The following is a 268-nucleotide window of genomic DNA, read 5'->3' as shown; positions in this document are numbered from 1 at the left end:
CGAGGAATAAGCCGCCATCGAGCGATAGAACTCGAAGAAGGCAGGATTCCTCGAAAAGGCGTCGGCGAACACACGATTGCGTTCGGCATCGGCCTGGCCGCGCAGGATTTCCGCGTCACGCTGGGCATCGGCCGTGATTTCCACCACCTGGCGATCGGCGACCGCCCTGCGGCGCAGGCCGTCTTCCGTGCCCTGTGCGCGCAGGAGTTCGGCTTCGGCCAGACGCTCGGAGCGCATGCGGTTATAGGTGTTCGGCGCCACATCGGCC

1 pseudogene is annotated in these 268 nt (G+C 65.3%); it reads right to left on the bottom strand.

What is annotated here, in order from left to right:
- Nucleotides 1-268: pseudogene (locus EOD29_RS32055) on the bottom strand (protease modulator HflC); the annotation flags it as partial.

The sequence above is a fragment of the Mesorhizobium sp. M1A.T.Ca.IN.004.03.1.1 genome, assembly GCF_003997555.1.
Taxonomy (GTDB): Bacteria; Pseudomonadota; Alphaproteobacteria; order Rhizobiales; family Rhizobiaceae; genus Mesorhizobium.
The sequence above is the reverse complement of the archived record's forward strand: the minus strand, read 5'-3'. Positions and strand labels throughout refer to the sequence as shown.